At 61.8% G+C, this 19,352-nt stretch carries 16 protein-coding genes and 1 pseudogene; 4 read left to right on the top strand and 13 right to left on the bottom strand.

What is annotated here, in order from left to right:
- Positions 1 to 65: 65 nt before the first annotated feature.
- Positions 66 to 1,292: a lytic murein transglycosylase gene (locus ACWTU7_RS22210; protein ID WP_455840253.1), complete on the bottom strand. Its 1,227-nt coding sequence runs from the start codon at positions 1,290 to 1,292 to the stop codon at positions 66 to 68.
- Between the two features lie 213 nt (positions 1,293 to 1,505).
- Here ACWTU7_RS22210 and galU point away from each other — a divergent pair, with 213 nt between their 5' ends.
- Entirely contained in the window at positions 1,506 to 2,411 is a 906-nt protein-coding gene (gene galU / locus ACWTU7_RS22205; RefSeq protein WP_036267133.1) for a UTP--glucose-1-phosphate uridylyltransferase GalU, read from the top strand.
- A gap of 152 nt (positions 2,412 to 2,563) precedes the next feature.
- Here the strand turns inward: galU and ACWTU7_RS22200 are convergent, their stop codons facing one another.
- A complete protein-coding gene (locus tag ACWTU7_RS22200; protein WP_455840252.1) occupies positions 2,564 to 4,306 on the bottom strand; it encodes an outer membrane beta-barrel protein in 1,743 nt (580 codons plus the stop codon).
- Between the two features lie 151 nt (positions 4,307 to 4,457).
- On the opposite strand from ACWTU7_RS22200, the gene ACWTU7_RS22195 reads away from it, so the two are divergent.
- A complete protein-coding gene (locus ACWTU7_RS22195) occupies positions 4,458 to 5,459 on the top strand; it encodes a KpsF/GutQ family sugar-phosphate isomerase (protein WP_029349650.1) in 1,002 nt (333 codons plus the stop codon).
- 52 nt (positions 5,460 to 5,511) lie between these two features.
- Here the strand turns inward: ACWTU7_RS22195 and ACWTU7_RS22190 are convergent, their stop codons facing one another.
- The 9 genes and pseudogenes from ACWTU7_RS22190 to ACWTU7_RS22150 form a co-directional block, all read right to left on the bottom strand.
- A complete protein-coding gene (locus tag ACWTU7_RS22190; protein ID WP_095517228.1) occupies positions 5,512 to 5,976 on the bottom strand; it encodes an NfeD family protein in 465 nt (154 codons plus the stop codon).
- A 10-nt stretch (positions 5,977 to 5,986) separates the two neighbouring features.
- The gene (locus ACWTU7_RS22185; protein WP_029349653.1) at positions 5,987 to 6,937 is read right to left on the bottom strand and encodes an SPFH domain-containing protein; all 951 of its coding nucleotides are present in this window, start codon (positions 6,935 to 6,937) and stop codon (positions 5,987 to 5,989) included.
- Between the two features lie 147 nt (positions 6,938 to 7,084).
- Positions 7,085 to 8,149, bottom strand: a complete 1,065-nt coding sequence (hemH, locus tag ACWTU7_RS22180) for a ferrochelatase (protein WP_455840251.1) — start codon at positions 8,147 to 8,149, stop codon at positions 7,085 to 7,087.
- 144 nt (positions 8,150 to 8,293) lie between these two features.
- Positions 8,294 to 10,396 (bottom strand): 5'-nucleotidase C-terminal domain-containing protein, encoded by a 2,103-nt coding sequence (locus ACWTU7_RS22175; protein WP_455840250.1) that lies wholly within the window; start codon positions 10,394 to 10,396, stop codon positions 8,294 to 8,296.
- 178 nt (positions 10,397 to 10,574) lie between these two features.
- Complete coding sequence (locus ACWTU7_RS22170) at positions 10,575 to 10,949, bottom strand: hypothetical protein (RefSeq protein WP_065007649.1); 375 nt, start codon at positions 10,947 to 10,949, stop codon at positions 10,575 to 10,577.
- Positions 10,950 to 11,147: 198 nt separating this feature from the next.
- Positions 11,148 to 12,593, bottom strand: coding sequence for a homospermidine synthase (locus tag ACWTU7_RS22165; protein WP_455840249.1), 1,446 nt, complete (start codon positions 12,591 to 12,593; stop codon positions 11,148 to 11,150).
- A 345-nt stretch (positions 12,594 to 12,938) separates the two neighbouring features.
- Positions 12,939 to 13,199 (bottom strand): nitrate reductase, encoded by a 261-nt coding sequence (locus ACWTU7_RS22160; RefSeq protein WP_455840248.1) that lies wholly within the window; start codon positions 13,197 to 13,199, stop codon positions 12,939 to 12,941.
- Positions 13,200 to 13,232: 33 nt separating this feature from the next.
- Positions 13,233 to 14,236: pseudogene (locus ACWTU7_RS22155) on the bottom strand (CobW family GTP-binding protein).
- A gap of 84 nt (positions 14,237 to 14,320) precedes the next feature.
- Positions 14,321 to 14,701, bottom strand: a complete 381-nt coding sequence (locus ACWTU7_RS22150; protein ID WP_455840247.1) for a Fur family transcriptional regulator — start codon at positions 14,699 to 14,701, stop codon at positions 14,321 to 14,323.
- 336 nt (positions 14,702 to 15,037) lie between these two features.
- On the opposite strand from ACWTU7_RS22150, the gene aztC reads away from it, so the two are divergent.
- Together aztC and aztD are read left to right on the top strand one after the other, a co-directional pair.
- Positions 15,038 to 16,024, top strand: coding sequence for a zinc ABC transporter substrate-binding protein AztC (aztC, locus tag ACWTU7_RS22145; protein ID WP_455840246.1), 987 nt, complete (start codon positions 15,038 to 15,040; stop codon positions 16,022 to 16,024).
- 68 nt (positions 16,025 to 16,092) lie between these two features.
- The gene (gene aztD / locus ACWTU7_RS22140; RefSeq protein ID WP_455840245.1) at positions 16,093 to 17,304 is read left to right on the top strand and encodes a zinc metallochaperone AztD; all 1,212 of its coding nucleotides are present in this window, start codon (positions 16,093 to 16,095) and stop codon (positions 17,302 to 17,304) included.
- A gap of 133 nt (positions 17,305 to 17,437) precedes the next feature.
- Here aztD and ACWTU7_RS22135 read toward each other — a convergent pair whose 3' ends face one another.
- Together ACWTU7_RS22135 and ACWTU7_RS22130 are read right to left on the bottom strand one after the other, a co-directional pair.
- Positions 17,438 to 18,100 (bottom strand): aminotransferase class IV family protein, encoded by a 663-nt coding sequence (locus tag ACWTU7_RS22135; RefSeq protein WP_455840244.1) that lies wholly within the window; start codon positions 18,098 to 18,100, stop codon positions 17,438 to 17,440.
- Positions 18,049 to 19,194 carry an aminodeoxychorismate synthase component I gene (locus tag ACWTU7_RS22130; protein WP_455840243.1) on the bottom strand — a complete coding sequence of 382 codons (1,146 nt, stop codon included), beginning with the start codon at positions 19,192 to 19,194 and terminating at the stop codon, positions 18,049 to 18,051. The genes ACWTU7_RS22135 and ACWTU7_RS22130 overlap by 52 nt, the downstream gene beginning before the upstream one ends.
- Between the last annotated feature and the right edge of the window lie 158 nt (positions 19,195 to 19,352).

The following is a 19,352-nucleotide window of genomic DNA, read 5'->3' as shown; positions in this document are numbered from 1 at the left end:
CTGAGCATCGGATTTCCCAAAAAACCGGTTGGGTCCGAGGCTCTAGGTCGTCTCCCTATGCGAGGCTAGTTCTGCCTGAGCCATTTGAGCACTTCCATGCTCGGATGTCCGTCCTGGGTCAAGCCAGCCTTTGCCTGGAAGGCCATGATGGCGGCTTTCGATCCCTCGCCGATCTTGCCGTCGAACTTGCCGTCATAGTAGCCGTACTGGGAAAGCCGCTGCTGAAGCTCTTGCCTCTCCTCGAAGGAGAGCTTCGTGAAAGGCCGCTTCCAGTCCTGCACCAGCCCACCATGGCCGGCGATTTCGTCGGCAAGAAGGCCAACGGCAACCGCGTATTTGTCGGCATTGTTGTAGCGCTTGATGACCGAAAAATTCTTGATCATCAGGAAAGCCGGGCCGCCGCGGCCGCCTGGCACCTTCAGCGTGGCCTTCTCCGCGCTATTCTTGAACGGCTTGCCGTTGACGCGCGTGACACCCAGCGCTTGCCATTGCGACAGTGACTTCGATCCGGCCGGGAACTTCTTTCCGTCGGGAAGGCTGACTTCATAGCCCCAGGTCTTGCCGGCCTGCCAGCCGTTCTTCTTGAGCAGATTGGCGGCCGTTGCCAATGCATCGGGAATGGAATTCCAGATGTCGCGCTTGCCATCGCCGTCCATATCGACCGCATAGGCCTGATAGCTGGTGGGAATGAACTGGGTATGGCCCATGGCGCCGGCCCATGAGCCGCTGAGGTGGCTTTTGTCGATGTCGCCCCTTTGCAGGATTTTCAGCGCCGCGATCAACTGGGTGCGGGCAAATTTCGATCGTCTCGAGTCGGCATAGCCAAGCGTTGCCAGCGAACGCACGACATTGCGCATGACATCGTCGCGCTTGAGGATTTCGCCGTAATTCGATTCCATAGACCAAATTGCCAGCAGGATATGACGGTCGACGCCGTATTTTGCCTCGATCCTGTCCAGCCACGGCTTCCACTTCCTGGCCATCTGCTGGCCGACAGCGACCGACTGGTCATGGACGCGGTTGTCGAAATAGTCCCAGGCGGGCGCGGTGAATTCGGGTTGATAACGCGCTTTTTCCAGCACGACCGGGTCGGCATCGCTGATGCCCTCGAATGCCCGGTCGTAAACGGCGCCGGAAACACCGCTCCGCACCGCGGTGGCGCGGAAGCTGGCCACCCATTGCCGGAAACCGGCGTCGGCAAAAGCCGATCCGGTGGGCATCAGCAAGGCAAGCGACAGGCTGGCGGCCGCAACGATGCTTGTGAAGCGCTTTGCGGCGTTGCGAACGGACATCTTTTCCTCCTTCTTCATCACAGGAAGACTATTCATCGCCGAACCCGGTTAGCATTTAGTTTACCATAGGTGCCGTTGGGAACGAAAAGGCGGGTTGGTGCTTTACAGACTACGAATTTCTTCTGACCAGCCGTTCCATAATCCTCGATTCCGGCACGAAAATGTCTTGAAGCGGGATTGCCGAACAGGCTTAGAAGCGGATAATTTGACAGCATGAAGAGAGTTCGCAAGGCAGTTTTCCCGGTCGCCGGTCTCGGCACGCGTTTTCTCCCGGCCACCAAGGCCATACCCAAGGAAATGCTGACCGTCGTCGACAGGCCAGTCATCCAGTATGTGGTCGACGAGGCACGCGAAGCCGGGATCGAGCATTTCATCTTCGTGACCGGCCGCAACAAGGCGGTCATCGAGGACCATTTCGACGTCCAGTTCGAACTCTATGACACGCTCGCCCAGCGCGGCAAGGACGACGAGCTCGCCCGCCTGCAGCGGCTGCAACCCTCGCCTGGGCAGACCAGCTTCACGCGCCAGCAGGTGCCGCTCGGCCTTGGCCATGCCGTCTGGTGTGCCCGGGAACTGGTCGGCGACGAGCCCTTCGCGCTGCTTTTGCCTGACATGATCATGCAGTCGGAAAAAAGCTGCATGAAAGAGATGGTCGAGCTTTATGCGGAGACCGGCAACAACATCGTCGCGGTTCAGGAATGCGACCCCGCCGAGGCCCATAAATACGGCATCGTCGGCCGTGGCGAGGATACACATCACGGTTTCCGTATCACCGGTATGGTGGAGAAGCCGAAGACCGGCACGGCACCCTCCAATCTATACATCAACGGGCGCTACATCCTGCAGCCGGAGATATTTGGGATTCTCGAGGGCCAGGAGAAGGGCGCCGGCAACGAGATACAACTCACCGATGCGATGCTGAAGCTGGAGAAGCAACAGCCCTTTTATGGGTGCCACTACCAGGGGCGCACCTTCGATTGCGGATCGCCGGAAGGCTTTGTCGAGGCCAATGTCGCCTTCGCGCTGTGGCGCAGCGACATAAACGGACGCATGGCGGGCGTTATCCGCCAGCTTCTCGACGAGATGAAACCCTCAGAGCAGCGGGGCGCGGCGTTCTAGGTATGTCGCCCAAAAGCATGCCCTCGGGCTTGAACCGAGGGTGCGCAACGGTTTTGGGACAACGACAAGCATAAGAACAAGGTTCTCGAAACCACCGTTCTCGCCACGGCCTGACTTGAATCTCGACATGCCCCAACCTTCAACGGTTTGCTTTACGGCTGCAGTGTCACCCCGACGAAGATGCTGTGGGCGGTGTAGTCGCGGCCCTCCAGATTGCTGGTCTGTTTTTCAGTTCTGGCGCGGGTGGTCAGTCCGGCATACCGGTTCAGCCACCATGTCAGTCCGGCCTCGGCGCTCAGCGTCAGATCATGGCCGTCCGACCCGATGTAGTCGCGCCAGTCCACGCCGAGAGCTGCGTTCCCGATCAGGTTGGCACGGATTTCCCGCTCGCCGGTGAGGCGGCCGGAGTAAAGGATGTCGCCGCTTTCGTTGGCGGTCGTCGTGCCCTCGACGATCGTCTGCCCGGTGAGGCCGATCGTGGTGCCGCGTTCCGGCGACCATCTGAGGTCGGCGTTCACCGTGGCACCCGAAATTGCCGGCAGGCGGTCGTCGTCGATCGCCTCCCGCAGCCAGCCGGCCGAGAATTCGCCGGCAAGCTTCTCGCCAAGATCGACCTCGGCGCCGGCCCGAAGGCCGAGCCGCGTCGAGGATCGTTCGAAACCATTGGTGTCGACGCGCAAATCATAGACCCGGCGGCCGATTTCGACCTCGGCGAAAGGGGTGATGGCGGGAGAAATCTCATAGCCGGTGCGCAAGGTGGCGGTATAAAGCGTCGAGTCGCGGTCTTTCTGCGACAGCGTTCCGCCCGTCGAAAGCTTCGCGTCGCCGTAAATGTCGTGTTCGACAGCGCCGGTCAGGGCGAAGCGCATCTTGCCGGCATCCTTCTCGAGCGCAAGGCTGCCGTCAATGGTCTGGCGCACCGGCTGCTCGACGGTGCCTTCGATGACGACTGGCGACGAAGCCGATTCCGGCGCCGACTCGTAACCGAGCTTGGCGAGAGCGCGCAGATCGTTGTCGAGGTCGACACTAAGCGTGCCATCGACACGGCCCCGTGCCTCCTGAACCTCGTCGCCCGATATAGTCTTGAGAAAGGTGCCGTAGCCGTCGATGACAGCCGAATTCTCCCGCCAGTCGGAGATGGCATTGAAGCGCAGCGTCGTTTCCGACAGCAGGGCCGGCTTGCCTTCGCTGCTTGAATCGGCATTTGATGTCGCCGTCAGGCCTTGCTCGAGCGTTGGCCTGATCACGAAGGAGCCGAGTTTGATGCCGGTGGCGGCGAACGGGTCGTCCTCGGCCCTCTTATCCCGGCCTTCGATGGCTTCGGCGCGCTCAGCGCCCGGATCGAGCTGCTGCCTGTCGGCGGAATCAATGGTCATGGCACGGCGATTGGTGGCGTCCTGGTCAGTTTCGCCGGTATCCGTGTCATCCGTCGTGGCTGCAGTCGCGGCGGTGGCTTGTGTCTCGGCGGCTTCGTCTTGATCGGCCGCCCCTTGCGTTGCGCTCGATGGCCGGCGCGGCGGGACGGGAGCGGGGGTGTCCGCAAACGCATCGTCGGTGGCCTCAGGCGGATCAAAAATGCTGCCAGTCGCGGGTGCCGTGTCGTCGTCCTGTACGGCGCCCGGGCTGGCCGGCTGATAGGTGGGCGCCGGCGCAGTGCTCTGGGTGGTTGCGCCGGCCTGCGCCGTCTGATCCTCGGCGCTGGCCATGCTCAATTGCCTGGTCTTGCGCTGCTGGTCGTCCAGAATTGCCGATTCTGAAACCTCGCCGCGCAGCTCGGTTACCTGGGCATAGGGCTGCGCAGGCCGCAGCAAGGCGAAGACGCTGGTCGCCAGCAGCAAGGCGCAGACCGCTTTGCCGTTTCGTCTTCTTTTCTTTTCAGGCTGGGCCCCGGACATCGCCACCACTGCTTGCGCGGCGCACGCGCGCCATACTTACCGAACCGTAAATGGGGATGGTTAACGGAGGGTTGAGGCAGTGGTGGATCAGGCCTCGCTGGATGGCAATTCCGTTGGACAGGCGCGCGGCAAAGCGCTAATCGCATCAGCCATGCATGCGAGATCCCCAGACAAGAAGCGGCTCGATGGGCAAGCTTCGATCGCCTCGGCGCTTAGAACGGTAGCGACTGAGCAGGCCGGTGTCGCGGCGCTGGCGGCCGCGCTCGAAAATGGATTGACCGAACCGTTCGCGCACGCCGTCGACATGGTGTCGCAAATCGAGGGCCGCGTCATCGTCACCGGCGTCGGCAAGAGCGGCCACATCGGATCAAAGATCGCCGCAACGCTCGCCTCGACCGGCACGCCGGCTTTCTTCGTCCATCCTGCCGAAGCCAATCATGGCGACCTCGGCATGATCGCCAAGGACGATGCCATCATCGCCATGTCGTGGTCGGGCGAGAGTCGCGAGCTCAAGGGCATCATCGCGTATTCCAGGCGCTTCTCGATTCCGCTGATCGCGGTCACCGCCGGAGAGCGATCGGCGCTGGCGCGTGCGGCCGATGTGGTGCTCCTGCTGCCGCGTGCGCCGGAAGCCTGCCCGCACGGCCTGGCACCGACGACATCGACGCTGCTGCAACTGGTGATCGGCGATGCGCTGGCCATCGCGTTGCTCGAAGCGCGCGGCTTCACGCCGGATCATTTCCGCACCTTCCATCCCGGCGGGCAACTTGGCGCCAATCTGACGCAGATCCGCGACATCATGCATGTCGGCGACAGGCTGCCGCTGGTGCCTTCGGGCACCGGAATGCGCGAAGCGATCCTCGAATTGTCGCGCAAGGGGTTCGGCTGCGTGGCGATAACCGCCGCGGATGGTGCGCTGATCGGCATCGTCACCGATGGCGATATCAGGCGCCACATCGGCAGCAATCTTCTGGCGATGAGTGTCGATCAGGTCATGACCAAGAAGCCGAAGACCGCCGGGCCGGATACGTTGGTGGCGACGGCGCTGCAGACGATCAACAATTCGGCCATCTCCAGCCTGATGGTTGTCGAGGGCGGACGGCCGGTCGGACTTGTCCATCTGCACGACCTGCTGCGCATCGGCGCGGCCTGACAGACCTCAGGCCTGTTTGAAAAGTCGCCCGCCGAGATGGGTAGGATCGGTCCTAAACCGCCTCGACCGTCAGCTCCAGATCGGTGTCGGCAGCGCCCGTCACGCGCACCTGCGTGCCGGCCGGCAGATCGGGGCCTGAGACGCGCCATAGCGTGTCGCCCAGCTTTATGCGGCCGCGCCCGTCCTTGATCGGCTCGGCCAGTGTCGCCATCCTGCCGATCATTTGTTCGCCGCGGCGATTGAGCAGCGGCTGGTCGGTCGGGTCATGGCGTCCGCCCGCCAGTCTCTTGCCGACATAGGCTGAGATCAGCGACAAAGCGAGGAAGGCGAGAACCTGGATCTGCCAGGTCCAGAATCCTGCGTCCCAGATGAGCAGGGAGACTGCACCGATCAGCAGCGCGGCGATGCCGATCCATAGCATGAAGATGCCCGGTGCGATGACCTCCATTACGAGGAGAACAAAGCCGAGAACCATCCAATTCCAGGGACCGAGTTCCGAAATGATGCGGTCGAACATCGGATCGGCCTCAGCTTTCGCTCGGGCGAACTACCGGCGGACGTGAAGCTTGCCGCGGCGGGCCGGCATTGCCCTCGCTCCCGAAGACTTCCTTGGCGATCGCGCCGATGCCGCCGAGCGTGCCGATCAATGATGAAGCTTCCATCGGCATCAGCACGACCTTGCTGTTTGTGGCGGAGCCGATCCTGGTCAGCGCTTCGGTGTATTTCAGCGCAACGAAGTAGTTGAGCGCCTGCACATCGCCCTTGGCGATCGCTTCCGACACCACCTGCGTGGCGCGGGCCTCGGCCTCGGCCGAGCGTTCGCGCGCCTCGGCGTCGCGGAAGGCGGCTTCCTTGCGGCCCTCGGCTTCCAGGATCTGCGACTGCTTGAGGCCTTCGGCGTCGAGGATCTGCGCGCGCTTGTTGCGTTCGGCCATCATCTGGCGACCCATCGATTCGACGAGATTGGCCGGTGGGTTGATGTCCTTGATCTCGACGCGGGTGATCTTGATGCCCCAGGGATGCGCCGCCTCGTCGACGACGCGCAGCAGGCGTTCGTTGATGGCGTCGCGGTTCGATAAAAGCTCGTCTAGGTCCATCGAGCCCATCACGGTACGGATATTGGTCATCGTCAGGTTGAGGATGGCGTTCTCCAGCCCGGCGACCTGGTAGGCGGCCTGCGCGGCGTTGAGCACCTGGTAGAAGGCCACGCCGTCGACGGCGACGGTGGCGTTGTCGCGGGTGATGATCTCCTGGGTCGGGACGTCGAGCACCTGCTCCATCATGTTCAACTTGGCGCCGATGCGGTCGACGAACGGCACGATGAGGTTGAGGCCGGGGCTCAATGTCTTGGTATAGCGGCCAAAGCGTTCGACGGTATAATTATAGCCTTGCGGGATTGTCCGGATGCCTTTGAAAAGCACGAGCACGACAAGAGCGACAAGAACAAGAAGCGCGATATCGAAACCACTGAAATCCATTTGGCCCTCCCTCAGATGCCGGCCACAGAAGTGTTTCACGCGGCCGACTTCACCAAACACTTAAGTGTGTTTCAGGAACGTTACAATCAGGTGATAGTGGATTACGGTGCATAGAAAGCGGGTTAGCGGCGCGCGATTGTATCCGCTTCAGATCCAGCCCGACAGTTCGCGCCGCACCATCGCCTCGATCACCGCCATGCCCTCGGCACTGTCATTGAGGCAAGGGATGTGCGCGAACTTCTCGCCGCCGGCATGATGGAAAGTCTCGGCCGCCTCCCTGCCGATCTCGTCCAGCGTCTCGATGCAGTCGACGGAAAACCCCGGATTGACGATGGCGATCGATTTCACGCCTTCTCCGGGCAATTTCTCGACCGTCTTGTCGGTGTAAGGCTGCAGCCACTCCTGCGCACCGAAGCGCGACTGGAACGTGGTGATCAGCTTCTTCTCGCCCCAGCCGAGCTTTTCCCGCAGCAGCCGGGTCGTCTCAAGGCAATGGGCCTGATAGGGGTCTCCCTTGTCGGAATAGGGTTTCGGAATGCCGTGATAGGAGGCGATGACCACCTCCGGCTCGAAAGCGAGGGTCGCCAGATGACGCTCGATCGAACGGGCAAGCGCCTCGATATAAACCGGTTCGGCATAGTAGGGCGGCACGCTGCGGATCGCCGGGGCGCGGCGCATCTTCATCAGCGCGCGAAACAGCTGGTCGTTGGCGGTCGCGGTGGTGGTCGCGGAATATTGCGGATAAAGGGGAAAAGAGAGAATGCGGTCGCAGCCCTGCGCCACCAGCCCTTTGGCGACGCTCTCGGTGGAAGGATTGCCGTAACGCATCGCCCAGTCGACGGTGACGCCGGGCAGGTCGCGCAGCGCCTCGGTCAGCTTTTCGCTCTGAGCGCGGGTGTAGGTGCGCAGCGGCGACTCGTTACGCTGCCGGTTCCAGATCCTGGCATAGTTGGCGCCCGACTTCTTCGGCCGCGTGGTGAGAACCAGCCCGTAGAGGATCGGGTACCAGATCGCCTTGTTGAGCTCGATGACGCGCGGATCGGAAAGGAATTCCCTGAGATAGCGCCACATCGGCTTGAATTCTGTGCCGTCGGGCGTGCCGAGATTAACCAGCATGACGCCGATCCTGCCCGCCCCGACCGGCGGCTGTCCTGCCGGCGGCGGGCCGAGGACCTTCGCAGCCTTGGGATCGACAGGGTTGGAAAGCGTCATAAGGGATCTCCGGACACCGCGCGAAACTAGCGATGCCGCGCCGATTTTCAATGCAGCGTCTGGCCGCACCTTATCTTACCTCAGGCGGAAAGCAGAAAACCCGCCCGGTTACCCGGACGGGTTTTCCAACAATGACGGAAGAATTTAGTTTGCGGCCGGGATGGTCAAGGTCACGCCGACGGGAAGGCGGCGCGGCTCATAGTCCTTGTTGGCGTCGGAGATCGTTTTCCACTTGGCGCCATCGCCATAGGCTTTTTCCGCCAGATCCCAATAGGTGTCGCCGGCAACGATCACATGGCTGCTTTCGGCCGGCTTTGCCGGCTCGGCAGGCGCAGCTTCGGCTGGCTTGGCTGGTTCCTGGGCCGGTTCCGCCGCAGGAGCCGGTGCCGCGGGCGCCGTCTCGGCTGGCTTTGCCGGCTCGGCAGGTGCCGGCGTTGCCAGGGCGGGTTCCCCCGGCACGGCTGGCGGCGTCGTGGCGATATCGTCCGAACCGGCCGGCGGTTCGGGCATCGCTGGCTCCGCAGTCGCGGCTGGAGCCGTTTCTGCTGGTTTTGCGGGCTCGGCCGGAGCGGGCGCAGCCTCGGCCGGCTTCGCCGGTTCCTGGGCCGGTTCCTTGGCCGGTTCCGCCGCGGCGGCGGCCGTGATCTCGGTGATGCGGCCATCGAGCTTCGGCGTATAGGGCCGATGTGCACTGAGATAATCGGCGACCACCTGTTCGAGGCCCGGTCCGTAATCATAGGCGTTCTTGGCCTTGTCGGCGAACACCTTGTAGCCGTCGCCGCCCTGGCGCACATAGTTGTTGGTGGCGACCAGGTAATCCTTGTCCGGATTGATCGGGGTCCACGCGCCGCCTTGCATGACTTCGACCGACTTGACGCGCCCGGCATTCGGGGCAGCCGATTTGTCGAATGAGTACTTGAGGCCGGCAACCTGCGGGAAGCGTCCGGCGCCGTCCTCGATCTGGCTGAGACCGTTCTCGAGCCCGGCAATCAGATCCTTGCCGGAAATCTGGAAGGTCGCCAATGTGTTCTGGAACGGCAGCACGTTCAGCACTTCGCCCATAGTGACGGTGCCCTGGTCGATCGAAGCGCGCAGACCGCCGCCATTCGTGATGACGATCTCCACACCCTGGTCCTTGACGCGGTCAAGGACGGCATCGGAGACGAGATTGCCCATCTCGCACTCGCGGGTGCGGCAGTTCTCACGGCTGCCGTCGATCGCTTTGGTAGTTTCGGCGACCTCCTGGTTCTTCAATGCCTCGATCGGCGCGCCGAGCTCCTTGATGCGGGCAAGCACCGCGGGATCTGGCGTGATCGACTTGTCGAGGTAGATCGGGTCGCCGCTGGCTTGCTTGACGACGCCGTTGTCGTCAAACACGACCTTGAACTCGCCGAGATATTTCGAATAGGACGCCGCCTGGACGACCGGCACTTTGTAGCCGTCCGGATTGTCGACCATCGTCGGGTAGGGGCCTTCAGCCTTGGGGTCGGTGTTGGACAGCAGCGAATGGCTGTGGCCGCCGACCACCACGTCGACACCCGGGATCTTGGCGATGACGTCGCGCTCGCGCTTGTAACCGATATGGGTGACCGCGATGATCTTGTTGACGCCTTCTCCCTTCAGCTTCTCGACCTCTGACGTGATCGACTTGACGTCGTCCTCGATCGTGACGTTAGGGCCTGGCGAAGCAAGCTCCGGCGTGTCGTTGGTGACCGCGCCGACGACGCCGATCTTCTGGCCGCCGACCTCGATCACGATCGACGGTTTCACGCGGTCACCCAGCTTGGATTGCGCGTTGGCCTTCACATTGGCGCCGAGCACCGGAAATTTGATCATATCCAGGAACGGCGCCAGCGCCGCCTCGCCGTCGTCGAACTCGTGATTGCCGACCGCCATGGCGTCGAATTTCATCTGGTTGAGGAATTCGCCTTCGGTCTTGCCCTTGTAGGTGGTGTAGAAGAGCGAACCCTGGAAATTGTCGCCGGCGCTGAGCAGCAGCACGTTCTGACCTTCCAGCTTCTTGCGCTCCTGGCCGATCGCCGTGATCAGCCGCGCCGCGCCGCCGGTGCACTCGCCCTTGGCCTCCTCTTCGGCAGAGCAGGTCGATTCATATTTGTTGTTGCTTTCGATGCGGCTATGCCAGTCGTTGATGTGCAGGATGTTCAGCGTGTAGTCGGCAAAGGACACGCCGGCTGACAGGCCAAGCGTAGACGCCGACAGGGCGGCAATGGCGGCGATCTTCTTCATCTTCGTCTCCCGGATGACCTGTTTAACGCCCTTGCTCGACTGGAACATAACAGCCAGCTTTTCGCCCATGTTCACATCGCGTTTTAGGTGATGCAAGCGGAATCGGGGCCAGCTTTGCCGGCGCAAAAAGGACGGCGTCCTCAAGCCGCCGTCCTTTGCAAAGCAGTTCAGTATGGGCTCAGGTGCGTCGCGTCAGCACAAAGTTCTGCCCGCTCGCGCTGGTGCAATTAAGCTGCGAGGTGGAGATTAACAAGCAGTTGAAGCTTATCGGCGTCTGGCGGATCAGCGAAGTGCCATTGATCGCGACCGAAGTACCGCCGGTCATGGTGTAGCTGCCGTCGGCAAGTTTCTGGCCGGTGTCGGTCGCGACGGTATTGAAGCTGCCGGCGGCGAAGGTCGACAGGCCGGTGCCTTGCGCGTCGATCCATGAGCCTTCGACCGCGTTGCGCGTGGCCAATGACGGCCCGCCCGGGCCGGCGGTGGTGCACGCCGCCAAGGCGACGGCAGCGGCCGCGACAATGCCGGCCGAAAGCTGTTTGCGCGCAATCGTCATCATCAAAATCCTCTCCTCTCGCATCGGCCGGAAAATCGATCCGATTTTTCGGAAAGCACGATGCGTACATTCAAAGCGCTATACTTTATGCGTCCAAATGGACGCATACGTCGCTCTAGGCCCCACCTTTCCTTCAATCGCCCGATTTCCAGGCGAATGCAAGGCAGTGAAACATTGCTATCGAACGAGGATGTTGCACTATCGAACGAGGATGTTGCGGAATTGCCATGGGTCGTTTTTGTCGAGGTCTTCCGGGAACAGACCAGGGCGGTTATCGAGCGGCGTCCAATCGGTGTAGTAGCCCTTGATCGGCCCCAGATAGGGGGACTGCAATTCCAGGCAGCGCCTGTAGTCCATCTCGTCGGCCTCGACGATGCCGGCCTCGGGATTTTCCAGCGCCCAGACCATGCCCGCCAGCACTGCAGACGTGACCTGCATGCCCGTGGCGTTCTGATAAGGCGCCAGCTTGCGCGCTTCCGCCAGCGACAGTTGCGAACCGTACCAATAGGCGTTCTTGTCGTGGCCATAGAGCAGCACGCCGAGCTCGTCGACACCGTCGACCAGTTCGTTTTCATCGAGCACGTGATGCACGGATTGCGCCTTGCCGGCGGCACCGAACATCTCGTGCAGCGACAGCACGGCGTCGTTGCAGGGGTGGTAGGCGTAGTGGCAGGTCGGACGATATTGAACCTTGCCCTTCCTGCCGCGCAAGGTGAAAAAGTCGGAGATCGAAATCGACTCGTTGTGCGTCACCAGGAAACCGTATTGCGGACCGGGCGTCGGGCACCAGCTGCGCACACGCGTGTTGGCGCCCGGCTGCTCCAGATAGATCGCGGCCTTCGAGCCATGCTTGTGCTTCTTGGCGTTCTTCGGCATCCACATCTCATGCGTGCCCCAGCCGAGCTCGGCCGGTTGAAGCCCTTCCGAGATGAAGCCTTCGACCGACCAGGTGTTCCAGAACACGTTCATCGGCTTCGGCTTCTTGGTCCGCTGTGTGTCGCGCTCGGCGATGTGGATACCCTTGACGCCGGCCTTCTTCATCAGCCTGGCCCAACTTTCGCGATCGTGCTGCGCGGGCTCCGAGAACTCGAGGCCAAGATCGGTGGCGAGGTTGACCAGAGCCTGCTTGACGAACCACGAGACCATGCCTGGATTGGCGCCGCAGGTGGAGATTGCGGTCGCCCCGCCGGGATGCGCGTGCTTTTCTTCGATCATGGATTCACGCAGCGCGTAGTTGCTGCGGCTGGCATTGTCGGCCTTGGTATCGAAATAGAAGCCGAGCCACGGCTCTACGACGGTGTCGATGTAAAGCACGCCCAGCTTGCGACAGAGCCGCATCAAATCCACTGAGCCGGTGTCGACCGAGAGGTTGACGCAAAAGCCCTGGCCACCGCCTTTGGTCAGCAGCGGCGTCAGCAGCTTCTTGTAGTTCTTCTTGGTCACCGCATCCTGCACGAAGGTGATGTCGCGCTCGTCGAGCAGCTTGCGATCGGTATCGCGTGGGTCGATGACCGTCATGCGCGACTTGTCGAACTTGAAATGGCGCTCGATCAGCGGCAGCGTTCCCCGTCCGATCGAGCCGAAGCCGATCATCACGACAGGGCCGGTGATCTCGCCGTAAACGGGCCAGTTTTCATTCGCCATTTTATCGATTACTCCCTCAGACACGCTGAAAAGCCGGGGCATTCTTTGCCGGACGGCCAAGCGCTACAACCACAGATCATTGTCATAAACCAGCGAAAAACCGCGAGCTACGCCGCATTCGCCACGTGGTTAAGGAGGACGACCAGCCGTTCGTGGCCGTCAGAACCTTGTAGTCGTGTTGGGCAAAGTCGAGCGCCAGCAAATTGCGCGGCGAAAGGTGCGGCGAGCATTAGCTCTCGTCGACGGTTCCCGATCCGGGTCGCAGCACGATGCCTCGGCGACTCTTCCGCAAGCGCTCACAGCTTTGGCCTACAGGCCAAACATTCTGCGGATACGCCAATCTATTCACCCTTGCGGCAGATCGCGCGAGGTCACATCGGCGATTGCCTTGTGAATCCGGATCGTCTCGATTTTCTCGCCGGGACGCATTATGCCGATCACCGTTTCGATGTCGGGACAGCCATCTTTGCGGCATACGAGCTCCGTGACGGACACCACGACGTTGCCATCGAGCCCGCGGGCCTCGCGAACCCAGACCTTGATCTGGCTGGTCTTCTCCGGCAGGGCAAGCCCGCGCGGGGCGAGTGGGTTCGCGAGGCGATTCATATACAATCCTGTCCTAAAGGCGCCTTGCCGAACCTACGCACTCAGAGCCTCTACAGAGTCCACGTCGACACAGCATTTGAGGAAGCCGTCTTCAATCATGCCCTTGGGAAGGTTGCGGCCGATAAACACCAGCCGGCTTACGCGCTTCTCGCCCTCTTTCCATGGGCGCTGGTGGTCGCCTTCGAGCAGCATGTGGACGGCCTGGACGACAAAGCGGTCGTCATCGCCCTTGAACGCCAGGATGCCCTTCATGCGCAGCATGTCGATACCGAATTTCTGTGTGATCATCTGGATCCACGGCAAGAACTTGCTCGGATCGATCGAAGTTTCCGTGACGAGAGAAAAGCTGGTGACGTGATCGTCATGCTCATGCTCGTGTTCTGCGTCGAGAAAGTCCGGCTCGACTTCGAGGACACGGTTCAGATCGAACGCGCCGCGATCCAGAACCTCGTCGAGTGGAACATTGCAACGCGTGGAATGCTTGATTGCAGCCGTCGGTTGATCCTGCGAACGCGCGCCTCCACTGCCTTGACTTCGGTCGGCGTTACCAGGTCGGTCTTGTTGAGTATGACGATATCGGCGAAAGCGAGTTGCTCCTGCGCCTCGTGCGCATGATCCAACTCGCCGAGGAGATGCTTCGCATCGACGACCGTGACGATCGCGTCGAGTTTCGTCTTCTGCCTCACATCGTTGTCGACGAAGAAGGTCTGGGCGACGGGCGCCGGATCGGCAAGGCCGGTCGTCTCGATCAGGATGGCGTCGAAACGATCCCTGCGCCGCATCAAGCTCTCGATAATACGGATCAGGTCGCCGCGCACCGTGCAGCAGATGCAGCCGTTGTTCATCTCGAAGACTTCTTCGTCAGTATCGACGATAAGGTCGTTGTCGATGCCGACCTCGCCGAACTCGTTGACGATCACGGCGTACCGCTTGCCGTGCTGTTCGGTCAGGATGCGGTTGAGCAGCGTCGTCTTGCCGGCGCCGAGGTAACCGGTAAGAACCGTGACGGGCATTTGCTGGGAGGCTTCGAGAGGCATAGTCGTCTCCAAATGTTCGATTGCGGATTTCAGCTGGGTCATGCACAAGCCAATTGGATCGCCCGCGGACGGAAGGCCGGTGTCTCATCCATGCGCGCAAGCCTCGCACACACCCGAGAGCTCCACCGTGGCCGATTTGGTTCGGAAGCCCTGCCGTCGGGCAATCCGGCGTAGCACCCGCTCCAATGCCGGGTCGTGAACCTCACTTGCCCGCCCGCAATTCGCGCAGATTGCAAAGGCGGCGCGCCCATGGGTGCATTCGCTGTGGACGCAAAGCGCGAACGCGCTCAGGCTCTCGATCCTGTGAACCAGGCCCTCCTCGATGAGCCGATCCAGCGCGCGATAGATCTGTAGCGGTGAGCGGAGCCCTTCCTGGCGAAGGAGTTCAAGCAGTTCGTAGGCCCCCATCGGCCGCTCGGAGCGCGCGAGCGCACCGAGAACCAACTGCTGATTACGTCTAGGCATCCGTTGTTCCTTAGTGTTCCACGCAGTTTCGAGCACAACGGTTACCGTGAGTTATAACATAACGTTTTCGATTGACGAACGTGATAACATAACATAACGGATCGTCAAGAGCGGGGCTGACTTTGATGCTTTCCGTGGAGATGGAGCAAATGGCGGTCGGTGTGACCTTTCAAGACCTCACGCTGGGCTACAACAGCCATCCCGACGGAATGGTCCGGCCCGGCGGTCATCCGGTCGGCGGGCGTACATTCTTCCATCTTTGCCGGCGCGCAGCGTGCTCGGCACGCGTCCGGCATATGTCCCCACAGAGCCACTTGAACAGAAGGAGTTGATCGAATGTCCTGGACGCTGAAGCTTGCCGCCGTGGTGGGCGTCATAACATCATTGCCAATCATCCCGTCGGTGGCCGCGGCCGAGAACCTCAAGGTTGTCGCCAGCTTCTCGATCATCGCCGATTTCGCCAAGAATGTCGGCGGCGACCGTGTCGACATCATCACGCTGGTCGGCCCGAATGGTGACGCCCATGTCTACGAACCGAAGCCGGCCGACGCGGCCACCGTCGGTTCTGCCGACGTGGTGCTGGTCAACGGCCTTCAGTTCGAGGGCTTCCTTCAGCGTCTCGTCGAGGCGAGCGCGACGAAGGCGCCGGTCGTGGAGTTGACCAAAGGCGGCGAGGTGTTGCGCAACACCCAGGAAGAAGGTCACCACGATCAGGAAAAAGCCGCCAAGGGCGGGGAAGGCCACGCCGCGGAGGCGGAAGAGGGCCATGAGGAAGGGCACCATCATCACGGCGAGTCCGATCCTCATGCATGGCAGTCGGTGCACAATGCCGAACTCTATGTGAAGAACATCGCCGATGCCTTCTGTGCCGCCGATGCGGCCGGCTGTGACACCTATCGGGCCAATGCCCAATCATACGGGCGGCAGCTCGAGGCACTGGAAGCGGAGATCAAAGCTGCTGTAGCTGAGATCCCGGAGGACAAGCGCACGATCATCACCTCCCACGACGCCTATGGGTATTTCGAGCACGAATACGGCATAAAATTCTTAGCACCGGAGGGCGTCTCCACCGAATCTGAGGCTTCGGCCTCCGACGTCGCGGCCCTCATCAAACAGATCAGGCAAGACAAGGCTTCGGCAATCTTCGTGGAAAACGTCACCAATCCCCGCCTGATCGAACAGATCGCCAGCGAGACGGGCCCGAAAGTCGGCGGTGAACTCTACTCCGACGCCCTATCGGATAAGAACGGCCCGGCTGCGACGTATCTCGAGATGATGCGGCACAACATCACGACGATCAAAGGCGCGATCCTCGGAAGCTGACCGCCACGGAGCAATCCGCCTCTTCGTCGACCACAATCAGTTATGTGATAACATTCAAGGAGATAACCGTGAGGACAAATTGGGCGTCAGCCACGGCCATCGCGCTGTTTCTGTCTCTATCAACAAGTGCTGCCCATGCCGAGGAGGTGACCGCCTGGCGCCTCTTCATCTCAGATCACGCGGACCCGAAGGTGACCGTAATCGATGCAGTCGATGGCGAAAAGCTCGACACGTTCCATCTCAAAGGGCCGGCATCGCTCCATCGGAGCGAAAGCGGCCGGACCGTGTTCGCCGTGCAGGGCGCGGCCGGCGTCGTTACCGGGATCGCAAGCGGCATTTCCTTCGAGGACCACGGCGAACATGGCGACATCGACGTCGAAGCGCCGAAGCTTGCCGGCGTCGAGATCGCAGGCAAGAAGCCGTCGCATTTCGTCGAGCATGACGGAGATCTCGCCGCTTTTTTCGACGGCGAAGGTGTCGCCCGCATCATCTCCGAGAAGGCCGTTCTGGAAGGCAAATCGGATTTCAGGGAAGTGAAGACGGACGCGCCGCAGCACGGCGTCGCAGTCGCCTATGGCTCCCATGTTCTCCTGTCGGAGCCGAACAGGGAAAAGCCGGACGAACTCCCGGTCGGCATCAGGGTCGCTGACGAAGCCGGCGCGCCGATCGGCGGCATCCACGCCTGCCCCGACCTCCACGGGGAGGCGTCTTCCGGCAATATCCTGGCTTTCGCCTGCGCGACCGGTCTGCTTGTTGTCACCGATGGCGACGGCACCCCGGCGATCCGTCACCTACCCTATGCCGATAGCCTGCCGGACGGCAAAACGACGACGCTGATCGGCGGCAGAGGCCTGCAATATTTCCTCGGCAACTACGGCGCCGACAAGGTGGTGCTGATCGATCCGACGGTCGAGAGCGACGCATTCCGGCTGATCAGCCTTCCGACGCGCCGCGTGCATTTCGCGGTCGATCCCGTTCGTGCGAGGTTCGCCTACGTCTTCACCGAGGACGGCCAGCTTCACCAACTCGACGTGGTGAAGGGGGAGATCGCAAACTCGCTCAAGCTGACCGATCCCTATTCGATGGACGGTCACTGGAGCGAGCCGAGGCCGCGCGTCGCGGTCGCCGGCGACAGGATCGTGGTTACGGATCCTTTGAAAGGCGTGCTGCGTCTCGTTGATGCGACATCGTTCGAGAAAACCGGCGACATGGCTGTCGAAGGCAAACCCTTCAACATCGTTTCCGTCGGCGGCTCCGGTCAGACCCACGAAGGCGAATAGTCGCTCCTCCCAAGCGGCTGCCGCGCGTCCGGCCCATTCTTGCCGGGCCGGACGCATCTTCCCAACTCGCAAAGGAAAACCATGCTCGAGACAAAGTCATGGGCGTGTTGTCTGGTGCCTTTTCGCTGCGTTTTCAGCCCAGCCGCGCCGGGATCAATCCGCGCAGGGAATTGCCGACGAACAGCGCTTTGGCCGATTTCAGATCATCCAAGGTGTAGATTGCTTCGCGGGCGCGGCCTTCGTCCAGCAATTCGCCGCGCAATACGCCAGGCAGCAGGCCGCAATCGAGCCGCGGCGTTGCCAGCGCGCCGTCGCCGAAATCGGCGAAGAGATTGGTGATCGTGCCCTCACAGATTTCGTCACGCTCGTTGGCCAGCAGCACCTCGTCGGCCCGGCTGATCAGATATTCGGCTCGCGCCCGCTGATAGGTGTCCCGGCGACTCGTCTTGTGGCGCAGCAGCGTGTCGCTTGAATCGAGCCGCACCCGCGCCAGTTGCAGCCTCCACACCTTGTCGGCTGCATGCGGCTCGTAAGGCAGCGCCGAGACCGTCACCTTGCCGCTGCGCGCCAGGACGAGGCGTGTGCGCAAGGCCATGTCCGGCCGGTCGACGGCGTTCCTGAGCATCTCGCCCACCTTCTGCGGATCGCAGGCAAAACCCAGTTCGGCTGCCGAGCCATAAAGGCGGGCCAAATGGCGGTCGAAACGGAGGAAGCCTTGGCCCGGCTGCCAGCGCATGGTTTCGATCAGCTCGAAATCGGCGGTGTTCCCGTCGCGTAGCGCGCTTTCAGCAGGCACTCCTGATACTCCTCCTCGGCGGTCGAATCGAAGACGACGCCACCACCGATATTGTAGACGGCTTCGCCACTGGAAAAGAGCGATATGGTGCGGATCGCCACCGAAAAGCGCATCCTGCCGCCGGGCGCGATCCAGCCGATGGCGCCGCAATAGACATCGCGCGGCGTGGCTTCCAAGTCGTGCAGGATTTCCATGGCGCGGATTTTTGGAGCGCCGGTGATCGATCCGCATGGAAACAGCGCAGCGAAGATCTGGCGGATGGTGAGGTCGGGCAAGAGCCTGGCCCGCACGCGGCTCACCATCTGATGGACGGTCGGGTAGCTCTCGATGCGGAAAAGCTCCGGCACCTCCAGCGTGCCGACCTCGCTGATCAGCGAGATGTCGTTGCGCAGGAGATCGACGATCATCCGGTTCTCAGCCTGGTTCTTCTCGTCATTGCGCAAGAACGCCTTCAGCCGCTTGTCCTCCGCCTTGGTCGCGCCGCGCGGGGCGGTGCCCTTCATCGGATGTGTCTCGATCATGCCTTCGGCGTCGACCTCGAAGAACAGTTCCGGCGAACGCGACAAGACGACCGGATCTCCGAGCGCGATCAGCGCGCCGTATTTCACCGGCTGGCGCTCCGTCAGCGCGTCGAAGGCGGCCAGCGGATCGCCCGACCACTGCGCACGAACTGGAAAGGTCAGATTGCCCTGATAGCAATCGCCCTTGCGAATGTGATTGTGGAGCCGCGCAAAGCGTTCTGCGTAGTCTTCTGAAGACCAGGCAGCCCTTGCATCGAAGATCGGACCGTTGGTCGCCGGCGCGTTGCTGGGCACGACCGCCTGTTCGACAGGCGCGTCGAAGATCCCCAGGCAGACAAGCGGGGCGCGGCGTCCGCCCGGCAGCAGCGGAACGAGCTTCGGTTCGAGCAGGTAGCCGGCCTCGTAGGAGAAATATCCGGCCAGCCATTTGCCGGCGTCATGCGCGGCCTGCGCGATTTCCAGCGCCGGCAGGAAATCCTCCGCCTCATGCGCCACGATGATGTCGGCCGGACGGTCGAAAACGAGCTGATGCGCGCGCTCGTCATTTCTGAAAATTGCAGAGGGCAGGGGCATGGGACTCGGATGCTGCGATCGATGACGCCAGCTATCGCTCTATATGGGGGCTCGAACGCGCGCAATCGAGACAGCGGCGTCTCAAGACGCAAAGGCAGCCTTGGTGCAAAAGCAAACCGGCGGCACCTCGAAGGGACCGCCGGTCTGTTATGTGCTCG

The organism is Mesorhizobium sp. BHscii, from assembly GCF_053848065.1.
This window is presented reverse-complemented; position numbering and strand designations above follow the sequence as displayed.